Annotated in this window: 24 protein-coding genes; 17 read left to right on the forward strand and 7 right to left on the reverse strand. The window is 34.1% G+C overall.

Translation table 11 applies throughout. The features are described 5' to 3' along the window. Positions 1–8: 8 nt before the first annotated feature. The 5 genes from ACN5J7_RS03975 to ACN5J7_RS03995 all read left to right on the forward strand — a co-directional run bounded on the left by ACN5J7_RS03975 (position 9) and on the right by ACN5J7_RS03995 (position 4,559). Entirely contained in the window at positions 9–893 is an 885-nt protein-coding gene (locus ACN5J7_RS03975) for an aldose 1-epimerase (RefSeq protein ID WP_418602876.1), read from the forward strand. Positions 894–911: 18 nt separating this feature from the next. Continuing rightward, complete coding sequence (gene galK, locus ACN5J7_RS03980) at positions 912–2,060, forward strand: galactokinase (protein WP_418602877.1); 1,149 nt, start codon at positions 912–914, stop codon at positions 2,058–2,060. 22 nt (positions 2,061–2,082) lie between these two features. Next, positions 2,083–3,105, forward strand: a complete 1,023-nt coding sequence (locus tag ACN5J7_RS03985) for a UDP-glucose--hexose-1-phosphate uridylyltransferase (protein ID WP_418602879.1) — start codon at positions 2,083–2,085, stop codon at positions 3,103–3,105. A gap of 95 nt (positions 3,106–3,200) precedes the next feature. After that, positions 3,201–4,052 (forward strand): zinc-dependent peptidase, encoded by an 852-nt coding sequence (locus ACN5J7_RS03990; protein ID WP_311940785.1) that lies wholly within the window; start codon positions 3,201–3,203, stop codon positions 4,050–4,052. Between the two features lie 90 nt (positions 4,053–4,142). Next, positions 4,143–4,559: an HPP family protein gene (locus tag ACN5J7_RS03995; protein ID WP_311940787.1), complete on the forward strand. Its 417-nt coding sequence runs from the start codon at positions 4,143–4,145 to the stop codon at positions 4,557–4,559. Here ACN5J7_RS03995 and rpe read toward each other — a convergent pair. The 4 genes from rpe to ACN5J7_RS04015 form a co-directional block, all read right to left on the reverse strand. Beyond that, on the reverse strand, positions 4,556–5,218 hold the full coding sequence (gene rpe / locus ACN5J7_RS04000; protein ID WP_418602881.1) for a ribulose-phosphate 3-epimerase: 663 nt from the start codon (positions 5,216–5,218) through the stop codon (positions 4,556–4,558). The genes ACN5J7_RS03995 and rpe overlap by 4 nt on opposite strands. Before the next feature lie 138 nt (positions 5,219–5,356). Continuing rightward, positions 5,357–6,220 carry a sigma-70 family RNA polymerase sigma factor gene (locus ACN5J7_RS04005; protein WP_242085608.1) on the reverse strand — a complete coding sequence of 288 codons (864 nt, stop codon included), beginning with the start codon at positions 6,218–6,220 and terminating at the stop codon, positions 5,357–5,359. Positions 6,221–6,439: 219 nt separating this feature from the next. Next, the gene (locus ACN5J7_RS04010) at positions 6,440–6,814 is read right to left on the reverse strand and encodes a hypothetical protein (RefSeq protein WP_311940800.1); all 375 of its coding nucleotides are present in this window, start codon (positions 6,812–6,814) and stop codon (positions 6,440–6,442) included. A 71-nt stretch (positions 6,815–6,885) separates the two neighbouring features. Continuing rightward, on the reverse strand, positions 6,886–7,887 hold the full coding sequence (locus ACN5J7_RS04015; protein WP_418602883.1) for a hypothetical protein: 1,002 nt from the start codon (positions 7,885–7,887) through the stop codon (positions 6,886–6,888). A 139-nt stretch (positions 7,888–8,026) separates the two neighbouring features. Here ACN5J7_RS04015 and ACN5J7_RS04020 point away from each other — a divergent pair, with 139 nt between their 5' ends. The 6 genes from ACN5J7_RS04020 to ACN5J7_RS04045 all read left to right on the forward strand — a co-directional run bounded on the left by ACN5J7_RS04020 (position 8,027) and on the right by ACN5J7_RS04045 (position 13,043). Next, positions 8,027–8,293, forward strand: a complete 267-nt coding sequence (locus tag ACN5J7_RS04020) for a hypothetical protein (protein ID WP_418602884.1) — start codon at positions 8,027–8,029, stop codon at positions 8,291–8,293. A 374-nt stretch (positions 8,294–8,667) separates the two neighbouring features. Further along, complete coding sequence (locus tag ACN5J7_RS04025) at positions 8,668–9,807, forward strand: helix-turn-helix domain-containing protein (RefSeq protein ID WP_418602885.1); 1,140 nt, start codon at positions 8,668–8,670, stop codon at positions 9,805–9,807. A gap of 120 nt (positions 9,808–9,927) precedes the next feature. Further along, entirely contained in the window at positions 9,928–10,623 is a 696-nt protein-coding gene (locus tag ACN5J7_RS04030) for a DUF6134 family protein (protein WP_418602887.1), read from the forward strand. Between the two features lie 61 nt (positions 10,624–10,684). Then, a complete protein-coding gene (locus tag ACN5J7_RS04035) occupies positions 10,685–11,293 on the forward strand; it encodes a CPBP family intramembrane glutamic endopeptidase (protein WP_311940814.1) in 609 nt (202 codons plus the stop codon). Continuing rightward, a complete protein-coding gene (locus tag ACN5J7_RS04040; RefSeq protein ID WP_418602888.1) occupies positions 11,290–12,273 on the forward strand; it encodes an NAD-dependent epimerase/dehydratase family protein in 984 nt (327 codons plus the stop codon). Before ACN5J7_RS04035 ends, ACN5J7_RS04040 begins: the two co-directional genes overlap by 4 nt. Then, complete coding sequence (locus ACN5J7_RS04045) at positions 12,273–13,043, forward strand: SDR family NAD(P)-dependent oxidoreductase (RefSeq protein WP_418602889.1); 771 nt, start codon at positions 12,273–12,275, stop codon at positions 13,041–13,043. Before ACN5J7_RS04040 ends, ACN5J7_RS04045 begins: the two co-directional genes overlap by 1 nt. A gap of 55 nt (positions 13,044–13,098) precedes the next feature. Here ACN5J7_RS04045 and ACN5J7_RS04050 read toward each other — a convergent pair whose 3' ends face one another. After that, positions 13,099–14,214, reverse strand: coding sequence for a PAS domain S-box protein (locus ACN5J7_RS04050; RefSeq protein ID WP_311940823.1), 1,116 nt, complete (start codon positions 14,212–14,214; stop codon positions 13,099–13,101). 188 nt (positions 14,215–14,402) lie between these two features. Here ACN5J7_RS04050 and rpsO point away from each other — a divergent pair, with 188 nt between their 5' ends. Together rpsO and ACN5J7_RS04060 are read left to right on the forward strand one after the other, a co-directional pair. Then, a complete protein-coding gene (gene rpsO, locus ACN5J7_RS04055) occupies positions 14,403–14,672 on the forward strand; it encodes a 30S ribosomal protein S15 (RefSeq protein ID WP_311940826.1) in 270 nt (89 codons plus the stop codon). A gap of 278 nt (positions 14,673–14,950) precedes the next feature. Further along, a complete protein-coding gene (locus ACN5J7_RS04060; RefSeq protein WP_418602891.1) occupies positions 14,951–17,203 on the forward strand; it encodes a polyribonucleotide nucleotidyltransferase in 2,253 nt (750 codons plus the stop codon). Between the two features lie 371 nt (positions 17,204–17,574). Here ACN5J7_RS04060 and ACN5J7_RS04065 read toward each other — a convergent pair whose 3' ends face one another. Beyond that, a complete protein-coding gene (locus ACN5J7_RS04065; protein WP_418602893.1) occupies positions 17,575–19,614 on the reverse strand; it encodes a dipeptidyl-peptidase 3 family protein in 2,040 nt (679 codons plus the stop codon). Between the two features lie 185 nt (positions 19,615–19,799). Between ACN5J7_RS04065 and ACN5J7_RS04070 the strand changes: the two genes are divergently transcribed. The 3 genes from ACN5J7_RS04070 to ACN5J7_RS04080 all read left to right on the forward strand — a co-directional run bounded on the left by ACN5J7_RS04070 (position 19,800) and on the right by ACN5J7_RS04080 (position 21,803). Further along, positions 19,800–20,822, forward strand: a complete 1,023-nt coding sequence (locus tag ACN5J7_RS04070) for an SRPBCC family protein (RefSeq protein ID WP_418602894.1) — start codon at positions 19,800–19,802, stop codon at positions 20,820–20,822. Positions 20,823–20,830: 8 nt separating this feature from the next. Further along, entirely contained in the window at positions 20,831–21,196 is a 366-nt protein-coding gene (gene crcB, locus ACN5J7_RS04075) for a fluoride efflux transporter CrcB (protein WP_418602896.1), read from the forward strand. 85 nt (positions 21,197–21,281) lie between these two features. Continuing rightward, complete coding sequence (locus ACN5J7_RS04080; protein WP_418602897.1) at positions 21,282–21,803, forward strand: hypothetical protein; 522 nt, start codon at positions 21,282–21,284, stop codon at positions 21,801–21,803. A 67-nt stretch (positions 21,804–21,870) separates the two neighbouring features. Here ACN5J7_RS04080 and ACN5J7_RS04085 read toward each other — a convergent pair whose 3' ends face one another. Further along, positions 21,871–22,473, reverse strand: a complete 603-nt coding sequence (locus ACN5J7_RS04085; RefSeq protein WP_418602899.1) for a DUF1684 domain-containing protein — start codon at positions 22,471–22,473, stop codon at positions 21,871–21,873. Between the two features lie 277 nt (positions 22,474–22,750). Between ACN5J7_RS04085 and ACN5J7_RS04090 the strand changes: the two genes are divergently transcribed. Then, positions 22,751–23,962 (forward strand): MDR family MFS transporter, encoded by a 1,212-nt coding sequence (locus ACN5J7_RS04090; RefSeq protein WP_418602901.1) that lies wholly within the window; start codon positions 22,751–22,753, stop codon positions 23,960–23,962. Positions 23,963–24,004 lie beyond the last annotated feature (42 nt).

The following is a 24,004-nucleotide window of genomic DNA, read 5'->3' on the forward strand; positions in this document are numbered from 1 at the left end:
AAATCATAGTGTACAGTATTAAACACCATAATGAAACCAATGTGTTGGAATTAAAAAATTCCGATGATTCGTTTTATGCCAAAATACATTTGAATGATGGCGCAAGTTTACAAGAATTAATGCTTGACGGCAAATCGATTATAGTAGATTTAAACCCTTTGGTTTATGCCGAAACTTATGCGAGTGCTATTCTATTTCCGTTTGCTAACCGGATTAAAGATGGCACTTATATTTTTAATAAAACCCGTTATCAGCTAGACACCAATAATAAATCTGAAAACAATGCGTTACACGGTTTGGTTTACAACAAAGCCTTTAAAATTATAGCGCACAAAGGCGGCAACGATTCCATTTCGGTTAAATTGGAATATGAGGAAAATGCATTGTCCAAAGGATTTCCGTTTACCTATACCATACAATTGGAGTATGTTTTTACTAAAGACACCATGAATTTATTGGTTTCGATTAAAAACACAAGTACAGCGTCGTTTCCCTTTACTTTGGGCTGGCATCCTTATTTTTTAAGTGAAAATTTATACGCCAGTAATTTAGAATTTTCAAGCCATCAAAAATTAAAGTTGGGAGAACGCAATATAACCATGGGTGTTGAAAACATCGAAGCCATTAAAACTTTTAATATTAAAGATAAAAAACTGGACGATTGTTGGATTTTAGATGATGATACCGTTAAATTCAACACGCCAACATATCAATTTGTGATTGAATCTTCTGAAGAAAATAATTTTTTACAGGTTTATACACCGCCAAAAGAAAACATTATTGCCATAGAGCCAACAACAGGTGTGTCGGATAGTTTTAATAACCAAATCGGGCTTAAAGTTTTAAAATCCAACGCGTCTTATCACATAGAATGGCGTTTAAAAATGATATAATAACTTAACACATAAAAAATGAATGCTGAATTAATTAACGCCGTAAAGACAACATATATTGAAACCTTTAACCAAAACCCTTTGCTTGTTTTTTCTCCTGGGCGAATTAACCTAATTGGCGAGCACACCGATTATAACGAAGGTTTTGTTTTTCCTGCCGCAGTAGATAAAGGTATTGCCGCAGCTATTCAAAAAAGCGATTCCGGGCATTGTACGGCAATAGCCTTGGATTTGGATAGTACGGTTGAATTTCACTTGGATAAATTAAAACCATCACCCGAGGGCAGTTGGGAAAATTATGTGCTTGGTGTAGTTGCCGAAATTCAAAAAAAGAATATAGTTGTAGGCAATTTTAATATCGTTTTTAAGGGCGATATTCCTGGAGGTGCCGGTATGTCATCTTCAGCAGCTCTGGAAAATAGTGTGGTTTTTGGGCTGAACGAACTATTTGATTTAGGGTTGACAAAGCACGATATGATTTTAATTTCACAAAAAGCAGAGCACAATTACGTGGGTGTTAAATGTGGGATTATGGACCAATACGCCAGCATGTTTGGGATAGAAAACAACGCGTTGCACTTAGATTGCAGAACGGTTGAATCTAAACCATTCGAAATTAATTTCAAGGATCATCAACTTATGATAATAAACACGAATGTAAAGCATAGTTTGTCTGATAGCGCATATAACGATAGGCGAGCTGCTTGCGAAAATATTTCTGAATTACTAGGAATAAAAGCACTTCGTGATGCTACCGAAGCCGATTTGGAAAAAATTAAAGATAAAGTGACGCCAGAAAATTATCAAAAAGCGTTATACGTTATTCAGGAAAATAAAAGAACCATAAAAGCGGCTAAAGCTATTGAAGATAACGACCTTGAAACATTGGGAGCTTTAATCTATCAATCGCATGAAGGCTTATCAAATCAATATAAAGTGAGTTGTGATGAATTGGATTTTCTTGTTGAACAAGCCAAGAAGAATAAACATGTTTTAGGAGCCAGAATGATGGGTGGCGGTTTTGGAGGTTGCACCATTAATTTGGTTGCCAAATCCGAAGCAAAGGCTTTTGCCGATGCAGCATCTAAAGCTTACAAAAATAAATTTGGTAAAGATTGCTCGGTGTATTTTGTGAAATTATCAAACGGCACCCATTTAGTAAAGTAGTACTTAATTATATCCACTAAAAATGAATACAGATTTACAAGATTACTCGCATAAAAGATTCAATATATTAACGGGCGAATGGGTGTTGGTGTCTCCGCATCGCGCCAAACGACCGTGGCAAGGACAAAACGAATCGGTCTCAAACGAGGTGCGCCCAACACACGACCCTAACTGTTATTTATGCGCCGGAAACACGAGGATTAACGGCGAAGTAAATCCAGATTATAAAGATGTTTTTGTATTTACAAACGATTTTGCTGCACTACAATCCAACTCCAAAACGTTTGCTTTAAATAACGGATTGTTTAAAGCCGAAAGCGAAACGGGAATTTGTAAAGTGATATGCTTTAGTCCAGACCACTCTAAAAGTTTGGCCGATATGGGTGTTGATGCCATTAACAAAGTGGTAAAAGTTTGGCAGGAAGAATACCAATTGCTCGGTGCAAACGAAACCATAAATAATGTCCAAATATTTGAAAATAAAGGCGCAGTAATGGGCTGTAGTAATCCGCATCCGCATGGTCAAATTTGGAGCCAGTCTACAATTCCAAACGAAGTTGAAAAGAAAGACAATCAGCAAAAAACCTACTATTCAAAAAATAAAAGCAGCCTTTTAGGCGATTATTTAAAACAGGAATTAGAAGCCAAAGAACGAATCATTTTTGAAAATGACGATTTTGTAGTGCTAATCCCTTTTTGGGCCATTTGGCCATTTGAAGCTATGATTGCACCAAAAAAACAATACAAAGATATTACCCAAATTTCTGAAAAGGAAAGTCTTGCGTATGCCGAAGCTATTTCGGTTTTAACCAAAGTTTACGATGCTTTATTTGACTGTTCTTTCCCTTATTCCAGCGGTATCCACCAAGCGCCAACAAACGGTGAAGACAATAACCATTGGCATTGGCACATGGGTTTTTATCCGCCGTTATTAAGAAGTGCTACCGTAAAAAAGTTTATGGTAGGTTACGAAATGTTTGGTACGCCACAGCGCGACATCACTGCAGAACAAGCGGCACAACGACTACGTGATTTAGTTAAATAGAACTTGGGTTTTTAATTGTAAATTGCCGGAAACTATGTAAAGTAAAGGACAAATAAAATCTGGCAATTTTAACTTTTTAAAAACGTTTATGCTATATGCTTTATTTTTTTATTATTGAGACTTATACCTTGGGCAGTAAAGTTATATTGGGTATTCTGTTTGCGGTATTAGCCTATTTATTGCTTTATTTTGCTTTTAAAATGACCGAAATGGCATATGTTTTAAAGCATAAAAAGCCGTTGTACAATCACTTTTATATATTTTTAAAACAGCTAAATGAGTCGCAAAAAACAATTTTAAAAAATCGATTTTCGTTTTATAAGAAGTTATCGGATAAAGAAAAAAAATATTTCGAGCACCGTGTGGCCTTATTTATTAAAGACAAAGATTTTATTGGTAGGGACGGAAACAGGATTACCGATGAGATGAAAGTTTTAATCTCTGCCACTGCCGTAATGCTTACCTTCGGGTTTAGGGACTTTTATATTGGTGTAATTTCTAAAATTGTTATCTATCCTAAAAAGTTTTATTCCAATACCAATAAAGCCTATCACCGCGGTGAATTCAATCCTAAGCTAAAGGCCTTGGTGTTGTCTTGGGAAGATTTTATGGCGGGATTTAATGATGGAAACGATAATTTGAATTTGGGCATTCATGAATTTACACACGCCATTCATATAAACAGCATTAAGGAACGCGATGTAAGTTCCACCATTTTTAGCGATTCTTTTAAAGAACTCACAAAGCTGTTATCAATAAACGAAGCTTTAAGGAACAGGCTTATGGCTTCAGATTATTTTCGAAAATATGCCTTTACAAATCAGTTTGAATTTGTTGCTGTAATCATCGAAAATTTTATTGAAACACCACAGGAATTCAAATCACAATTTCCCAAAGTTTATGCAAAAGTTAGGCAGATGCTTAATTTTAATGTGGCAGGATATTGAGCGGAAAAAATAACTTGAATCCATGATTTTTATCATACTTTATTCGGTTTTTCATTTATACTTTTAATGTAGAATTTAAAACGGAATGCCATGAGAAAATTAACTCCAGTTTCAGAAATAATGACCAAAAACGTCATCGCTTTAACGCGGTCTGACAATTTAGATAGAGCCGAAATGCTTTTTAAAAGACACAACATTAGGCATATTCCTGTTGTAACCCAAGAGTCTATAATAGGGATGTTAAGCTATTCTGATTTACTTCGGATTAGTTTTGCCGATGCTACAAACGATGAGCGCAATGTAGATGCTGTGGTTTATAATATGTTTACCATTGAGCAGGTGATGACCAAAAACCTTGTAAGCGTAACAAGCGATACCACGATTAAAGAAGTTGCCAAAATTTTAGCCGAAAAAGAATTTCATGCACTACCAGTGGTCGACGATAGTATTTTAGTGGGTATTGTTACAACAACCGATTTAATAAAATATCTGCTAAAGCAGCTTTAAGAATTTGCAATAGCTTTTAAGCCTTTAATGGTTTCAAGTTGGTCGTCGCTTTTAAAAACATAACTACCGGCTACTAAAACGTCGGCACCAGAATCAATTAATTGCTTTGCATTTTTATCGGTAACGCCACCGTCAATTTCAATACGTGTTGAGGCGCCTTTTCGGTTAATGAGCGCTTTAAGTTGCTGCACTTTATTATAAGTGTTTTCAATAAAACTTTGGCCGCCAAAACCTGGGTTTACGCTCATTAGGCATACTAAATCAATGTCGTTAATTGTGTCTTCTAAAACATTGATGTTGGTGTGTGGGTTTAAGGCAACACCGGCTTGCATGCCTTCGGCTTTTATAGTCTGAAGTGTACGGTGTAAATGGGTACAGGCCTCATAATGAACCGTTAATATATGGCTACCTAAATCGGCAAATGTTTTGATGTACCGGTCTGGATCCACAATCATTAAATGCACATCAATTGTTTTTTTAGCGTGTTTGGCAATAGCTTGTAAAACGGGCATGCCAAAAGAAATATTGGGCACAAAAACACCGTCCATAATATCAATATGAAACCAATCTGCTTCACTTTGGTTAACCATTTCTATATCGCGTTGAAGGTTTGCAAAGTCTGCTGCTAAAATTGATGGTGCAATTAATTTAGAACTCATTGTGTGATATAATTTATTTGCGCAAAAATAGTATAAAAAAACAAACCCGCGGTAATCAGCCGCGGGTTCTTTCATCAATCAAAAAACGAACAGTTATGTGAAACTGTTTGTTGTCGTAATTTAGTCGTAATTTAATTACTAACCTAAATATGTTTTTAATATTTTACTTCTAGACGTATGTTTTAACCTACGAATAGCTTTTTCTTTTATTTGTCGTACACGCTCTCGAGTTAAGTCGAAAGTTTCCCCAATTTCCTCTAAAGTCATTGGGTGTTGGTTTCCAAGTCCAAAATATAAACGAATAACATCTGCTTCACGAGGTGTTAAGGTTTCAAGGGCTCTTTCAATCTCCGTACGTAACGATTCATGCAACAGCTCCTTATCTGGATTTGGCGATTCACCACTGTTTAATACATCGTATAAGTTAGAATCTTCACCTTCAACTAATGGCGCATCCATACTTACGTGACGCCCGGAGTTTTTCATAGACTCCTTAACATCGTTAATCGTCATATCCAACTCTTTTGCAATTTCTTCGGCCGATGGCGGACGCTCATGACTTTGCTCTAAAAAAGCAAACGTTTTATTGATTTTGTTAATAGAACCAATTTTATTTAATGGTAAACGTACAATACGCGATTGTTCAGCCAAGGCTTGTAAAATCGATTGACGAATCCACCAAACAGCGTAAGAAATAAATTTAAAACCACGTGTTTCATCAAAACGTTGTGCCGCTTTAATTAAGCCTAAATTGCCTTCGTTAATTAAATCTGGCAAAGTAAGTCCTTGGTTTTGGTATTGCTTAGCTACCGACACTACGAAACGTAAATTAGCTTTTGTTAATTTCTCTAAAGCTAGTTGGTCGCCAGCTTTAATACGTTGTGCTAATTCTACTTCTTCGTCTGCGGTAATTAAGTCAACTTTTCCTATTTCTTGAAGATATTTGTCTAACGATGCCGTTTCTCTATTGGTAACCTGCTTCGTGATTTTAAGTTGTCTCATGTAATGTTCTCCTTTGTTTTTTAAGGATTGCTAATCCTGCTTCTATAGTTATACGTACAATCTTCAAAAAATGTTACAAAAAAATATAATTATTTTATGCGCATTCTTTTTTAAGACCCCAAAAGTTTAAAAAAGTCACATTGTCTAATATATTTTTTTTTGAAAAAAGGAAACTCTTGCTATCGTTAAGGTAGCGTGAATGTTTTCAATTGGAATCATTTAAATTTTTATAGGCTTTTTGTTGCTTAAATTTACCGCTTCAAGCATATCTTGTGTAAATTTATAATGACCGCGGGCAGTAATTATTTTAAACCGGTGAGATTTTAAGCTGCTTAATGTGTTTAAAAACAGCCATTTGGATTTGAGTTGATTGGGTTTTTCAGATTTTAAGCTTATATCGAAGTAATGCTTTCTGCCTTCTTTTGTGGCTACAATATCTGGGGTTATACTAATATCGCTTCCTACTTTCGAGAATGATTTTGGTGTTTCGTAACCATCAATATCGGCTTTAATATTTTCAAAACCACGGCTTTCCAAATAGGCGATTGAATTTTCTAAAACGTCTGAATATTTGTCTTTATCTGCTTTTATCATAGCTAGTAATATAATGATTATTAGCAGAATAGCAAATTTTTAACTCGATTTAACGTTTTGTGAAAGGTTCTTCACTCAAAATCAAAAGGATCATTATCGATAATAATACGTTCTCTTAATCGGTTTATTTTTTGATGCATTCTTTTAAAAAACAGCGATCTGTCTTTTTCGCCGGCATTTACCAATAGTTTTGAAATACTCATTTGTTTCTCAAAAAAATCGAACATAAGCTCGCAGGTTGGTTGATGCTCAATTTTAAAATAGCTTATTACGGTAAACGGCGTAAAAAATACTTTTTGATGTGGTGTTTTTACCATAATGGTATTACTCATGGTATGTATATCGTTAAAATATAAATTATAAGTAGCCTTATTTTTTGAGTCTATCAACGATTGTTGGATAGCCTGTTTTTCAACATGTCGTATCACATCTTCAATATCGGTACAAATAAGTAATGCCAATTCTTTGGATAAAGATCCTGCTTCAAAATAATACAGCACTTGTTGTAATGTGCCATTAATAGTCGTGTTATTCCAAATTTCGGTAATGTTTATATCTTTATAAACCTCACCTAATTTAAAGGTGTTTTCCAGCAACGAATCCGGAATATCTTTTATAAAATCGTCAAAGGAAACCTTGTTTCTTGTCATTTCTGTATCTACATCCTTTAACCAAACGTATATTTTATAACGCGATAAAAAAGAATCTTTAAGTGTGTGAAAAAGCGGAATATCCTTCGCCGAATAAATAATGGAAGCGCTCTTTAATTTTGTTAACGGATAAACGCTATTGTAGGATTGTTTTAGCCACATCTCCAAACCTTCTTTATTGTGTATGGGTGGCGATAAATCTGTAAGTATTGTGGTTTGGCTACCTACTTCAAATAACTTATTTAAGGATATTTTATAATGTTTTGCAAGCTTTACGGTTTCTTCAAGCGACAAACTGGTTTTTAAGTTAATTCGTCGGTAAGCGGCATCGTAACCAATATCTAAAACACCTGCTATTTCATCAACAAACGAGGTGTTGTCATCCGCCTTTTCTTTTAAATATTGAATAAACTGATCTTGCATTATTTCAAAAATAAAAAGTAGGAAAGAGGATGATTTTGTGAAAATTAAGAAAAATAAATTGAATTCTTAGCAAATTAGTCTAATGATTATCAATAAATGCAAAGTAAATTTGAGTCATAATCTTTTAACATTTAATAAAATGAAATCTTCATACTCACATATTTTTCTGTTTTGGACGTTACCGAGTATTTCTATGGTTGAAGCCTATAAAAAAAAGTGCAAACTATTAAATAATGCCATGTATAGCATGAAGTCTATTGAAATTACAACCTTTCAAAATAAAATTTTAAAACTGAAAGAAATAGGCATTGAGTCTGGAAGATTTTATGGATTTGAAAGCATTAAAGGTGGAATTAAAAAGATATGCTTAAACATTAACGATATAAAAAATATAATACTATTGTAAAACAGTAAAACTAATGCCATCATGGGAACTAAAACAACACCATCTGCTTCATGGTTTTTCAGGATATTGGATAGCTATATTCGTTTAATAGTTGTTAGGAAAAGTTATAAAAAAGTTTTTTTTCGCAAAGCACCAAAACGAGCGACTTCAATTAACATAAATATTGCTTAGGTTATATTTGAAAAAATTACTCGTTAATAAATAACGATTTAAAATAATAAAACAATATTTTTGTAATCGATTGACTAATAGTTGTTTGCTTAAATTCCTTAAGGAGTTTCAGGCTTTTTTAAAAATTGCAACATCGAGATTATGGTTTTCCCTAAAATTAATTAAATCTTTTTTTAATTGTATTTAACCAACTGTAATTACTTGTGATAGTTAAAATTATTAATTTTCTTTTAATAGCTGGAGTTCTTCAAGGTTTTGGATTTAATCTTGTGACTGTTTTTGTAAAGAAAAGGTTCCATAAAGTAATTATATTCCTAAATTTAACGGTATTATTTATTTCATTAAACAATCTGCAAGCATGGTTAATTGATAGTGGGTTTACAAGTAAACTTTTCTTAATAAACCAGCTATTGGTGCCTTGGTATTTGTTAATATTTCCCATGTTTTATGCATTTACTGCAAATTTTCTGCGAGTAGAAAAAAAGGTAAATAGCTTTATCAAGCCTACATTAATCCTGTTTTTTACAGAAATGGTTATTAGGCTTTGCTTAATTTCTTATGTGTATTATGAAGTGCCAAATAGAGACATTTCTTTAATTGAAAAATACACAGCACTTGAAGAAATATGCAATGTGTTTTACTGCGTGTTCTTATTTGTAAACGCCAGCTTATTAATTTTTAGAAAACACGAAATGCTTGACTATATTTTAAGTTACGATGATTTAAAATGGATAAAATGGTTCATAAGATTAGGGAGCATCATTATTTTATTTTGGATTACAGCTATTATTATAAAAAACATTTTTGACAATGATATGGCGTACTATCCTTTGCGTTTGGGGACATCGGTTTTGCTGTATTGGATTGGATACCAAGGATTCTATAAATACAATGTAGTACAAGACCGTATCTTTTTAAGAAGCACCATAAATGAAAACAAGGTACTGATTACGGATAATCCGCCGAATAAAACAGAAACCCAAAAAGATCGCATTGTTAATGAAAAACATCAAAAAGAATTTAATAACATAAAGCAACATATTATAAACAACAAACTCTATCTCGATCCTTTGTTGAGTATGGACACCATAACCTCGCAGTTGGGGATAAGTAAAAGTCATTTTTCTAAACTAATCAATACGTATAGTAAATATAATTTTTCAGATTTTATAAATTCCTTGCGGGTAGAGCAGGCCAAGAAATTCTTATCGAACGATGAATTTAGTGCCTACACCATTGTTGCTATTGGTTTGGAATGCGGATTTAATTCGAAATCCACATTTTATTCCGCTTTCAAAAAGTTTACTTCAGAAACACCCACCCGTTTTAGAGACCAATTTTAAACGTTTTAGTCCGAGATTATCTTTGGACATCCTAATTTTTACAACTTAGAGTATTTAGGATATTTGAACCGGTGATTGCTAATAATTTTACGATTAATAATAATCTTAAAACTATTAGTTATGATACCAGCACTTATTTTATATCTCATTAGAAGATTTAAAAGAAAATCGAGCTCAGCTAAAATAACTAACAAATTAATATCAAAAATAAAAAAGATAAGAGCGCTACTGTTCTTCGCTTTAATGATTTGTTTATCTGCGTTTACAAGTTTTAATAACTCTGAATCAATTACATACAACGTGATAAACGGCGATAAAACCATTGGAACTATTAAAACAAATAAGAATGGTTTTAAAGATTCTGAAACCTATACGATTGAAAGTAATATTAAAGCAAAATTTCTATTTAAGTTTAATATCATAGGTAAAGAAAAATCTGTTTATAAAAAAGGCATATTAGTATTCTCTTCGGTTTTTAGAACGGTAAACAACAAAACTAAAACGAACCATAAAATAGTTTTGCACGGCAATCATTATAACCTCGAATCCAATAAAAACTCTCAAGCATTAAATGTTAGCTTAATCAAGCAAAACCTTATAACACTTTATTACGAAGAACCCATTGGAATTTCATCCGTTTTCTGTGATAATTTAAAACAAATGGCACCTGTAAAACCTATGGGTAAAGGGCAGTATAAGGTTGAGTTTACTAATGGGAAGTACAATGTTTTTCATTATAAGAATGGAAAATGCATCAAAATTGAAGCAAAAAGCACACTTTTTAATGTTGATTTAATACCTGTTAATCATGAATAGTTTACATGTTATTTGGTTTATCATCGGTGTTATTTTCACCACTTATTTTATAATTAGTTTGATGTATAAAAAATTAGGCATTGGTAAATTGGAAAATGCTTTGGTGGTTGTAAACGGCTTAAGGTTTATAAATTTAAAACACATCATGGGTATCGTGCTTTTCGGGATTTTCCCTTTTGCAATGATGCCAGAATTAAGACATTTAATAAACACTATAGAGGTTCCAAAACTACACGTATTAATCCCTTTTGTAATTGTGTTTTTTCTTTCAGCTTTTATTTCTAATTTAAGTATAAAAAAGCATGTTAATATTGAAAAAATATATGCACAGCATTATAGTTTTTCAGATGCATGGGCTTATTTTATTATCAGATTTTGGTTTCTATTGTTCTACGAATTCTTTTTTAGAGGTGTGTTATTATTTATGTTTTTAGATCACGTAACTATAACAATAGCCATAGTGTGCAATGTTGTTTTATACATGCTAATACATGCTTTTGATTCGAAAAAGGAAATTTTAGGCACCATACCTTTCGGAATAATTTTATGCCTGTTAGCCTATTTTACAAATAGTGTTTGGTATGCTTTTTTAGTCCATCTTTCACTATCTGCCGTTTACGAAATTTCAATTTTTTATTACCTAACCTTAAAAAACAAAACCATATCATGAAGGTATTTTTAACAGGATCAACAGGATATGTTGGTCATCAATTGGCAATAAAACTGGCAAATCAAAATCTAAAAATTATAGCGCTAGTTAGGGATTTGAATTCTGAGAAGATTCCGAATCATAGAAATATTTTCCCGGTTCAAGGCAATGTGTGCGATTATGAATCTGTTGAAAAAAACATTAAAGGTTGCACCTATGTTTTTCATACCGCAGCATACACCAATTTAAAGAATAAAAGATTAGACAACTTTTATAATACCAATGTTGTTGGTACCGAAAATATCTTGAAAGCATCATTAAAACATAAAATTAAAAAAGTTATTTATACGAGTTCATTGGCTGTTTTTGGGCCCTCATATAAAGATGTTCCAATTACAGAAAACCAACCCAGATTGGTGTCTTATTCCAATGATTATGAATTGACTAAAAGTATTTCAGAAGAATTGGTTTTCAATTATATAAAAACAGGATTGCCATGTGCTATCTTGAATGTTTCAAGGGTTTATGGTCCAGGTTTAAAAACATTTTCAAGTGGCGTTAACACTTTAATTTCAAAAATAGCTAACAATGACTTTTTATTTGTACCTGCTAAATTACATGTTTCGGCAAATTATGTTTTTATAGAAGATGTTGTAAACGCACATGTTTTGGCAATGACTAATAGAGCTTCCGTTGGAAAATATACCATAGGTGGAGAAAATATTAGCTATGAAACCCTTTTTAAAAACATTAAGAATTTAACCAAAAGTAAAATTAGAATTATAAAAATTGATTTCGGAATTGTAAAAACAAGTTTAAAATGTATCAATGTTTTTAGAGGTTTTTTGGGCAAACCATCTGGAATTACCATACGTGTTTTAAACTCATTATTCGTTAACCGATTGTCCACTTCTCAAAAAGCAATTACAGATTTAGGGTATCGCATTACACCGTTAAATTCTGGGTTGACGCAAACCATTGAATATTTAAAACTTTCGTAATGAAAACTTATACTTTAATTACTGGTGCAAGCAGAGGTTTTGGAAAAGCTTTGGCTTTGGAATATGCTAAAAAACAGACGAATCTGGTATTGGTGGCTTTACCAAATTCGGGATTACTTTTGTTAAGTAATTTTTTGAAAGATAATTTTAAAATTGATGTTTTGGCTTTTGAAATCGATTTAAGCTCAAAGGAAAATTGTATACAACTATGCAGTGAAATAAAAAGGGAAGGAGCGTCTGTAAAGTATTTAATAAATAATGCAGGCATGTTAAGCAATGGCCTTTTTGAAAATATGGATGAAGATTATTTTTTAAATCAAATAAATGTAAATGTTTCAACACCAACGCTTTTAATAAAATTGTTTATAGACGATTTTAAGGCCAATGCCCCATCGGGTATATTAAATGTAAGCAGTATGGCAAGTTTTTTTCATTTACCAAAAAAACAAGTTTATGGCGGTACAAAAGCATATCTGCTTTCCTTTTCAAAAAGTCTTAGAAAAGAATTAAAACCATACAACATATCGGTATCTATTGTTTGCCCGGGTGGGATGAACACCACTACCAATCTGTGTTTGCAAAACAGGACTTTAAGCGGGATTTCCAGAAGTTCTATTTTGAACCCCGAAGAAGCCGCAAAAATTACCGTTGATCAATTTACAAAAGGAAAAGAAGTCATTATTCCGGGAAAAATGAATAAAGTGTTTATGTTTTTAAACTCCATTTTACCTACTGGGATTAAGAATAGACTTACTAGCAATGCTATTTAATCAATCAATTAAACAATGGAATTTATGTGATCTAAATTCAGCTTAAAAACTTATATTATTTAGGCTTACACGCCTTTAAATATATGGAAAACTCGCTTCCTACATCAACCTCGCTAGTCACAATAACTTTTCCGCCCATGGATTCAATATGGGTTTTAGTAATAAATAAGCCTATGCCAATGGCATCTTCGTTGCAATGAAACGTTTTGTACATTTGAAACAGCTTGTCGCCATATTTGTCTAAATCTATTCCTAAGCCATTATCTGCAATATTTAGAACTATATAATCATTTTGTAAATCGGTGGTGAGTTTAATTTTTGGCGGTCTTTTATCCGATCTGTATTTTATGGCATTGGTTAAAAAATTTAAAATAATGCTATCTAAATATGCGGGGATTCCTTTTACACAAAAATTCTCATCAACATCGTTTATTATGGTTGTATTTGTGTTTTTGGCAATTGCTTTAATATTGTAAATGGCCTTTTCAACATAATCGTATAAGTTTAAAGTTTCCGTTTCGCTTTCGTCTATTTCTTTAATTTTGGCAACCTGGGTTAAGTGCGCCATGGTTTCCTGTAAATTTTCGATTGCCTTTTTTAAAAGCACAAAATTTTCATTTTCATTTAATAAAGAAAAATCCTCTTCTAAAAATTCGGCAAGCATTGATAAATTGCCCGAGTGCGAGCGTAGATTATGCGTAATGATATCGGCAAAGGCAGTTAGGCGTTCATTCTGCTCTTTTACCACGCTAAGCATCATTTTTAATTTATTTTGACTTTTTTGATGGTTTGTAACATCTGTAAATTGCCAAATCATGTGTGGCCGCCCTTCTTTATAACTTACTAACGACACATATATTAAAATAGAAATAACGGAGCCGTTTTTATGGAAATAGCGTTGTTTAACGCGGTATTTGTCTATTTTTCCCTGAATTAAACTTTCGTACTTTTTTTCGTGAACGCCAAGATCCTCCCTAAATATGATATTGTCAATATTCATATTAAAAAGTTCTCTTCTTGAGTACCCGAAAATTTCGCAAACGCTATCGTTCACTTTTAACCAATCGCCCTCTAAATTTAAAATGGCGATACCATTATAAGTGTTATTAAAAATGCGTTCAAGGAAATATGAGGTATCTGAAAAGGTACCTTGGAGTTTTTCTGTTTTCATCTGTTAATCTTTTAAATTAATTTTTAGTTGCTATTAATTAAAAGGGTTGGTTAACGATAAAAAACTTAACGCTTCTTAAGCATCTGTAAAAGTTACAAAAAAATTCGTAAAAACACAAAAAAACACTACATTTGCGGCTCGAAAGAAAGGCTTTCGTGTACATAAAAATCATTTACAACAATATTAGCATGTATTTAGATCAAAAAGAAAAAGAGAAAATTTTTAAAAAACACGGTAACAATGCAAAAGACACTGGTTCTGCAGAAGGACAGATTGCATTATTTACTTATCGGATTAATCACTTAACCGAACACTTGAAAAACAATCGTAAAGATTATAATACCGAGCGTTCGTTAGTGAAATTGGTAGGAAAGCGTCGTGCTTTACTAGATTACTTAACTAAGAAGGATGTTTTAAGATATCGTGCTATAGTTAAAGAATTAGGTTTAAGAAAATAAGAAAAAGAGGCTTTTTTAGCCTCTTTTTTGTTTTTGCGTTAGGGATTGCAGCGGCATCCTTTTTTGCCATTAAAAGCAAAAAAGATATAGCGGAAAGCCCGACCTTTAGGTAACGCCCAAATAACTTAACTCGAGCGTAGGAGTTTAAACCACGCAATAGAAGAAGCTAATTATAGTTTTTCATTGGTCAATCACACACACAACAACTACACACAACACAACGACCATTGTTTAACATGATTTGAGCATGATTGTGCTTGAATTACAAGAAAAAATTTATGATTCCAAAAGTTTTTAAAGAGGTTATTGACCTAGGGGACGGTAGAGAAATTTCTATCGAAACCGGAAAATTGGCAAAACAAGCGCATGGTAGCGTTGTTGTGCAATCTGGAAAATGTATGTTATTATGTACAGTTGTTTCCAATTACAAACAATCTGATGTCGACTTTTTACCGTTGACCGTAGATTACAGAGAAAAATTTGCTGCCTCGGGACGTTACCCGGGTGGTTTCTTTAAAAGAGAAGCAAGGCCTAGTGATGGTGAAGTATTGACCATGCGTTTGGTAGATCGGGTGCTACGTCCGTTGTTCCCAAAAGATTATCACGCGGAAACCCAGGTGATGATTCAGTTAATGTCTCATGACGAAGACGTTATGCCTGATGCCATGGCTGGATTAGCTGCCTCTGCTGCAATTCAATTATCAGATTTCCCGTTTGAATGTCCAATCTCCGAAGCAAGAGTTGGTCGTATTAATGGCGAATTCGTTATCAACCCAACACGTGCTCAATTAGCAGATTCTGACATCGATATGATGATTGGAGCCTCTGCCGATTCAGTAATGATGGTTGAAGGTGAAATGGATGAGATTTCTGAAGAAGAAATGGCTGAAGCTATTAAGTTTGCACACGAAGCTATTAAAGAACAATGTGCTGCTCAAGTAAGATTGGCAGAAGCATTCGGAAAGAAAGAAGTTCGTGAATATGCTCCTGAAAGAACAGATGAAGATTTAGCGAAGAAAATTCATGATATGGCATATGATAAAGTGTATGCTATTGCAAAAGCTGGATCTGCTAAACATGAAAGAAGCGCTGCATTTGAAGCCATCAAAGAAGAAATTAAGGCTACGTTCAGCGAAGAAGAATTAGAAGACTTCGGTGGCATGGTTTCAAAATATTACTATCAAGCTGAAAAAGCGGCTATTCGTGATTTAACCTTAAATGAAGGTTTACGTTTAGATGGTAGAAAAACAGATGAAATCAGACCAATTTGGTGTGAGGTTGATTATTTACCATCAACACATGGTTCTGCACTTTTTACACGTGGAGAAACGCAAGCATTGGCTACGGTTACTTTAGGTACATCGAGAGAAGCAAACCAAATAGATATGCCATCTTTTGAAGGTGAAGAGCGTTTCTATTTACATTATAACTTCCCACCTTTCTCAACAGGTGAGGCAAGACCAATTCGTGGAACATCGCGTCGTGAGATAGGACATGGTAACTTAGCACAACGTGCTTTAAAAGGTATGGTGCCAGATGAAAGCCCTTATACCGTTCGTGTTGTTTCTGAAGTTTTAGAATCCAACGGATCGTCTTCTATGGCAACGGTTTGTGCAGGTACAATGGCGCTTATGGATGCCGGTGTTCAATTGATAAAACCAGTTTCTGGTATAGCCATGGGATTAATTTCCGATGGTGATTCTGGAAAGTATGCGGTTCTTTCTGATATTTTAGGTGATGAAGATCACTTAGGCGATATGGACTTTAAAGTAACGGGTACGGCAGATGGTATTACGGCTTGCCAAATGGATATTAAAGTAAAAGGTCTTTCTTATGAAATTCTTGTAAATGCTTTGAAACAAGCTCGTGATGGTCGTTTGCATATCCTTGAGAAATTAACGGATACTATTGCCAAACCTAATGCTGAGGTTAAAGAGCATGCACCAACAATGGTTACAAGACGTATTCCTAATGAGTTCATTGGTGCTTTAATTGGTCCTGGTGGAAAAGTAATTCAGGAATTACAAAAGGAAACGGATACGACTATTGTTATTAACGAAGACCCGGTAACCGAAGAAGGTATTGTTGAAATTTTAGGCGTTGGTAGTAAAGGTATTGATGCTGTTTTGGCAAAAATAGATTCTTTATTATTTAAGCCTGAAGTTGGTAGCGTTTATGAAGTTAAAGTAATTAAAATGCTCGATTTTGGCGCAGTTGTAGAATATATGGATGCTCCAGGAAACGAAGTATTGTTACATGTTTCTGAATTAGCTTGGGAACGTACTGAAAACGTATCGGATGTTGTGAATATGGGCGATGTTTTTGATGTGAAGTACTTTGGTGTTGACCCGAGAACCCGTAAAGAAAAAGTATCTCGTAAAGCTATTTTGCCAAAACCAGAAGGTTATGTGGCAAGACCGCCAAGAGATAACAACAATCGTGGTGGACGCGACAATAGAGGTAGAGACAATCGCGGACGTGATAATCGTCGTGACGACAGAAAACCTAGAGAGGATAAGAAAGAGGATTAAACTTCTTCAAAATCTATAATGTATTAAAGCCCGTTTCAAAACTTGAAACGGGTTTTTTTGCTTTTACATCTTAAAAACTTGTAGACAGACTGACTTTTTAATGCGTATTCAATCTAATGAAAAACCAAAATCACACTAGGAAAAAACCATTTTGAGCTGTTATATAAATAAATGTAAGATTTGACGCAACCATTTGTTAAGTTTTGTATCTATTAAGTAATAAACATTCTAAAAGCATGAAAATACTTGTAATTATAGCCATCCTTATTATTGTTAATTTGATTCTATTGGCTTTTAGTGTAAACAAAAAAACAGAACCTTGAAAACATTAAGGTTCTGTTTTTTAAAACGGAATTATTAATAACACTTAATTAATTCACTTCTGGCAAAAAACTATAGTTTTTGCTGTATTCTAGCATTTGGCCAGGAAATGTTTCCGGCTGTGTTACTTTAATAGCTATTATTTCTCCAGCTTCATTCTTTTCAGCAACTAAAACAGGATTTACAAAGCCACTGTACGGTGCCGATGTAAACTGTTTGTTTCGCTCTAAAACTTCAGCATGAATGGCTTGGTCTACTTTTACGCCGTAACCTTCCACTAGAGCTTCGACTGCAGCATAATCACCTTCAGATTTTATACGTTGTGTTTCGCGCAATAACTGTTTAAATAAATCGTGAAGCTTGTCGTAATCGTTAATATTAAAATAGGTTTTTCCATCGCGCGTTACTTTTTCAATAACATTATCGGCTTTTCCTTTTTCGTATGCCCAGGCCGAAACCCATTGTCTGTTACGCATGTGCGCTTCTTCAACATCGTCGCCTAAATTCAAACGGATCAATTGGGTCATCAATCCATTTCTAATATAGCCATCGTATGCAGCTTTTCCAACAGCTTTCCAATCTTTAACCAATCCTAATTCTTGTAATTTAGGATTATATAAATAATAAAGTCCAACCAAGTCTGCACGACCTTCTTCAAGAGTTGAGGCATAGTTTTTTAGGGTTTCCTTGGTTTCGGCAACGCCGGGGTTTAATTGCCCCGAGGCATGCCCAATTACTTCGTGCAACGCAGTATGCAATTTATCGGCCAATTGCCCGTGCTCTTCTTCCAGTTTTAATTCGTCGTCGTCATGCACAAACTCTTTTAAACGCCCTGTACTTCCAGCATTATTGTACGCCTCGATAATATTCCCTAAAGATACCGACTTACTGCCAACCGCAGCACGAATCCAATTTGCATTGGGTAAGTTTACGCCAATGGGTGTGCTAGGTGAGGCATCGCCAGCTTCTCCGGCCACGTTTACCACTTTATAGGTTACACCAACCACATTTTTCTTTTTATGTGCGTCCATTAACGGTGAGTTATCTTCAAACCATTGGGCGTTATCCGATAACACTTTCATTTTTTGAGACATATCAAAATCATTGATTTGAACGATGTTTTCGTAGGAACCTCTATATCCAAGTGGGTCGTTATAGACTTCAATAAAACTATTAATGTAATCTATATTTCCTTCGGTTGCAGCAGTCCACGCTACATTGTAGTCGTCCCATGTTTGCAAATCGCCTGTTTTGTAATAATCGATTAATAATCCAAGTGCATTGCCCTGTGCTTCGTTTTCAGCAACACCTTTTGCCAATTCCAACCACTTAACAATTTCATCGATGGCAGAACCGTACAAACCGCCCGATTTATAAACACGTTCTTTTAACTCACCATTTTCTTTTACCAACTGCGAATTCAATCCATAAGATAAAGGCTTCAAAGGGTCTGGAGATTTTATCTTTCCGTAAAATGTCTCAACATCTTTGTTGGTAACATTTGGGCCATAAAAATTAACTGCCGAAAGCGCAACATTATCAACGCCTTTGGCTTGATTTACTTTTTTGGAATCGGCATCGTTAAAAATAACATCAAAAGCTTCACCTTCTAAAGTTGTACTGGTTTCAGCTAATAATCCTTTTAAATAATCTGAAGAAAATTCAGGTTTTAACTTATCGTTGGAGTAGTGATGATGAATGCCGTTACTAAACCAAACACGCTTTAAATAGGTTTCGAAAGCCTTCCAGTCATCAGTTGATTTATCGCCATTGTAATGGGCATAAACCTGCTCTAAGGCTTTTCTGATTTTAAGGTTATGTCGGTAATTTTGATCCCACATAATATCTCTACCTGCCAAACCTGCTTGGGTTAAATAATACACCAGTTTTTGCTCATTTAAAGAGAGTTGCTCCCAACCTGGAATTTGATAGCGCAATATTTTAATATCGGCAAACTGTTCAACGTTATAATCAAATGCGGTTGATAGATTCTCTTTAACGCTATCGGTTTTCTTTTCAGATTTATCATTTCCGCACGATAACAAAAAGGTTGCTACTAAAGCAAGACTTAATACTGATTTTAATTTCATGTGTGTTTTTTAATTTGGTTATTCCTTAAAAAAGAACGAATTAAACCTAAATAATTTGTGGTATTTTCAAAATAAATAAGTTCAATTGTAATATTTTTATTTTTAGAGTAGCAAATGTAATAATTTATTAATCAAAGATTAAAATGATTATATTTGATTTTCAATATTTATTATATTTTTTTAAGATGAAAACACTAAAATACATTCTGTTTTTACTGCTTATTGGTATTATTGGAACCGCTATTTATATAGCCGTTCAGCCCAATGAGTTTGAAGTGACCAGAACACGTACCATTGAAGCACCTGCTGCGGTAGTTTATGATAATGTAATCGATTTTAAAAACTGGGAAGCGTGGTCGTCCTGGGCGGAAGCCGATCCGGACATGACCATTACTTTGCCCGAGCAAACCAAAGGCGTTAAGGGCTCGTATTCTTGGGAAGACAAAGATGGTGTGGGCACCATGGAAATTACTGATGCGACACCCTATGTTTCTATCCAACAACGCATGCAATTTGCCGAATTCCCGCCATCGGATGTGAGTTGGAATTTTAACCCAAACGAGGATGGTTCAACAGACGTTAAATGGACGATTTCCGGAAAGAATTTACCCTTTGTTTTTAAAATGTTTTCCGTTTTAATGGGCGGCATGGAAAAACAAATTGGCCCACATTACGAGCGAAGCCTTGAGAAATTAGACAGTATCGTGGTTAATAGTATGAAGGCTTACATCATTAATATAGATGGTATTACCGAATATGGTGGCGGATTTTATATGTACAAAACAACATCGGCAACCGGGACAAATATTAGCCAAATTATGGGTGAGCAATATGGTGAGATTATGGGGTATATGGCAAGCCATTCCATTAAACAAACCGGCATGCCGTTTACTATTTATCACAATATGGATATAGCAGAAAACGGTATTATTATGAGTCAAGCCATACCCGTGCAAAATAAAGTTACGGTAACCGGAGATAGTAATGTGCTTTGTGGTTACATTCCTAAAACCAGGGTTTTAAAAACCACCTTAAATGGCAATTATACCAATTTGCCAAAGGCATGGGAAGCCGCCATGAAACATTTAGAAATAAAAAATATCGAACAATCTGATATTCTTCCTTTTGAAATTTACCAAACCGATCCTGGGGAAGTGCCAAATCCAGCCAATTGGATTACCGAAATTTATATCCCGATAAAAGAATAACCTTATAAATGAAGCAACTTTTATTGGTTTTTGTTGGCGGAGGTTTTGGTAGTGTGTTGCGCTTTGTAATTGGCAAATATTTAAACTCTACCGAAACCGGCATACCTTACGGCACCTTTGCGGCAAACATTATAGGCAGTTTGCTTATAGGTGTTATTTTGGGGTTGGCAGCCAAAAACGATGCTTTAACCCAAAATCAAACCTTGCTTTTGGCCACTGGTTTTTGTGGTGGCTTTACAACCTTTTCTACTTTTGCCTACGAAAACCATGTGTTTTTAAAAGCAGGCGATTTTACAAGCTTTGCATTATATACCATTGGTAGTTTTGTAGTGGGGTTTTTGGCCGTGTTTTTGGGCATGTTTTTGGTGAAATGAGATTTGGGATTATATAAATTTACAAATAGTTTTAAAACCGGACTTTTTTTTATGCGTTAAAAGTAATTTAAACACACGTCCTAAATTGAAATTTGAAATACCTTTTAAATCCGAAATTTATCTGAATCAAGTTCGGTTGATTATACCAATAATTTATAAACATTATTTTAAAAATGCGAGAGAGTCTTTGGTTGTTGGGGTTTTATCTTCGCTACTTGGGATTTTTATAATCTTGGGAAGATCCTATCTCGGAATTGTATTTATCGGATTAGGAATCTGGTTTATTATAAAATCATTACTAAAATTCAAATTATACAACACTCTAATAAGAACTCATTTAAAAATAACTAAAGAAAAACTATCTGAAAACCAATCAGATTTTGGAAACGGAATATTTGAATTCACTGAAAACTCACTTAAATATATTGACAAATTGCAGACAAGAGATATTAAATGGAATGAGTTCAAAAGTTTTAAAGAGGTGGAATCTAACTTGCTTTTGATTTTAGAGCAAGAAAAAGGTGAAATAATGGCAATTGGAAAAAACGAAATTGGAGACGAAAGTTATGAAAAAGTTGTTGATTTTGTAAAAACAAAACTGAAATAAAAATTGCTTTTAATAATAAATTGAGTGAAAAAATACTGTTGTAAGTTAATTTAGAGATGAAATTTTACTAAGATTTCACAAAAGCCTTAACCCCAGCTTCAATCCTGGTTTTTAAATAGTTTTTTCGCGGTACAATGGGACAAGAGTATTTTTCGTTGTAAGCACAATAGGGGTTATATGCTTTATTAAAATCTATTGTCATGGTATTGCCTTCGGGAATTCTGGCATCAATATAGCGTCCGCCACCATAACTTTCCAACCCGTTGGTTTCGTCTAAAAAAGGCAGGAACAAATAGTCTTCGTAGCCTTCTTCATCTATCAAACCTTGATTTTGATATATGTTCAACGTGAAGTTTTTTCCTTTTAAATCAAAATTCAATTCGCCATATTTAACATATTCCGGGGTTCTGTCTGTGGTGGTCTTCATTTTAAAAATAGGCTCGTTTGGCGTCCGTTTAAAACGTGCGTTAACGACGTAAGTTGAATCGAACTTAAAAAATTCCAGACCCTTAAAAGCCTTTCTGTCCTTATCTTTTAAAGGCGATGTCGTGGCATCCTTAAAATAAGAATTTTGTTCTTTCTGATATTCGGTGTCACCCAAAACAGGGCTTTTTTCTTGTGCACAAGCCACTACCGAAATTAGTAAAACGGCTAAAACTATTTTTTTCATTTTTAAAATTTATACGTTTCAAAAATGCAACTTACAAATATTTTATATAGATTTGTTGCTTACAATTAAGAAAAATGAATAATAACGTCACTATTTATAGAAAGCAGTGGACCTCTTGTTTAAAGGCAAGTTGTTGGGCTTATTATATATTGTGGTGATATGATTATAAAATATTACAATATTAAAAAGTCCGACTTCACAGTCGGACTTTTTATTTTTAGACAACTTTCATTTTAAAAATTATAGCGTATAGAAACAACTTGAACAACTGGAGCCAATGAAAATACTATTCAACAATTACCTCGAATCTTTTAAAGGCCTATCGAAAGAAATTTGGTACCTCTCTTTAATAACATTAATTAATAGAGCCGGTACCATGGTTATTCCATTTTTATCGCTATACCTAACCAAAAACCTGGGTTTTAGTAAAGATGATGCGGGTTGGATTTTGGTTTTCTTCGGTTTAGGCTCGCTAATTGGGTCGTGGTTGGGCGGTTGGTTAACAGACAAAATTGGCTTTTACAAAGTGATGGTTTTAAGCCTATTTGTTACCGGAATAGGTTTTATAGGCTTGCAATATGTAACATCGTTTTGGGGTTTGTGTTTTGCCATATTGCTTATAATGGTCATTGCAGATACGTTTCGGCCTGCACTGTTTGTATCGTTAAAGACGTACAGCAAACCGGAAAACCAAACCAGGTCGTTAGCCTTAATTCGATTGGCCATTAATTTAGGAATGGGTGTTGGCCCAACATTGGCAGGCTTAATCATTGTGATGAAAGGTTATAATATGCTGTTTTGGATTGATGGTTTAACCTGTATAACGGCCATTGTTATATTCAACATTTTAGTAAAAGAAATAAAACAAAAGCCCAGCGCAGAAGAAGATAAAAAGGTTGTAAAAGCTAAAAATGTAATTTACAAAGACAGCTCGTATTGGATATTTATTGCGATATGTTTTTTAATGGGCATGACGTTTTTTCAATTGATAGTTACCATGCCCATCTATTACGAAGAGCAATTTGGTTTAAACGAATTCAATATCGGGCTAATCATGTTTATAAATGTGGCTATTATTGTTATTTTCGAAATGCCATTCATACATTTTCTGGAGAAAAAAAGTTTAAAGTCCACGCAATTTATCATCACATCTTGTATTTTGTTCGGGTTGAGTTTTTATGTGCTGTACAACAATTTCTGGCTAGGCATATTAATAGTAAGCATGGTTGTTATAACATTTGCCGAAATGTTGGGCTTTCCGTATACAAACGTATTTGCTTTAAAGCGTGCAAAAGACGGTTTCGAGGGTAGTTATATGGCGTTGTATGCCATGGCATTTTCCTTGGCGCATATTTTTAGTTCTAAAATAGGATTGAGTATCGTGGCCAATTTTGGCTATCAAATCAATTGGTTGGTTACGGGCTCGTTTGCAGCCCTTGCCACGGTACTGGCTATATGGTTGCATAATAGGGTAAAACTGGATTTGTAATGCATTAAATCTGAATAATAATTTAAAAATGAAAAGGAACAA

Source organism: Hwangdonia sp., from assembly GCF_048381975.1.
GTDB classification, from domain to species: domain Bacteria; phylum Bacteroidota; class Bacteroidia; order Flavobacteriales; family Flavobacteriaceae; genus Hwangdonia; species Hwangdonia seohaensis.